The 358-nt window shown below is 36.6% G+C and carries 1 protein-coding gene; it reads left to right on the top strand.

The genetic code is table 11. The annotated features are described in order from the left end of the window. Positions 1 to 29: 29 nt before the first annotated feature. Positions 30 to 358, top strand: a 329-nt coding sequence (gene galT / locus DIU01_RS11855) for a galactose-1-phosphate uridylyltransferase (protein ID WP_290834715.1), incomplete at its 3' end; no start/stop codon positions are given.

Below are 358 nucleotides of genomic sequence, written 5' to 3'. Positions count from 1 at the left end.
TAAACCTGTCAGGTTTAAAAAATAAGACTATGCAAAACTTCAACCATAACGAACATCCACATAGAAGATACAATCCCTTGTTAGACGAATGGATATTGGTTTCACCACATCGCGCCAAACGTCCATGGCAAGGTCAAAACGAAAAAGTAGCAGAAGACAATCGTCCTGAACATGATGAAAATTGCTATTTGTGTTCGGGAAATGTTCGTTCAAACGGTGTGAAAAATGAGGTTTACAGCGAGTGCTATGTGTTTGAAAATGACTTTTCGGCTTTGTTAAAAGAGGAAGTTTTTTTCGAAAATAATTCGAAACCATTATTTCAACAAAAACCAGAACGCGGCATTAATAAAGTAATCTG

Source organism: Flavobacterium sp. (assembly GCF_003525665.1).
Classification (GTDB): Bacteria; Bacteroidota; Bacteroidia; order Flavobacteriales; family Flavobacteriaceae; genus Flavobacterium.
Note: the sequence above shows the minus strand (reverse complement) of the source record. Positions and strands in the feature narration are given on the sequence as shown.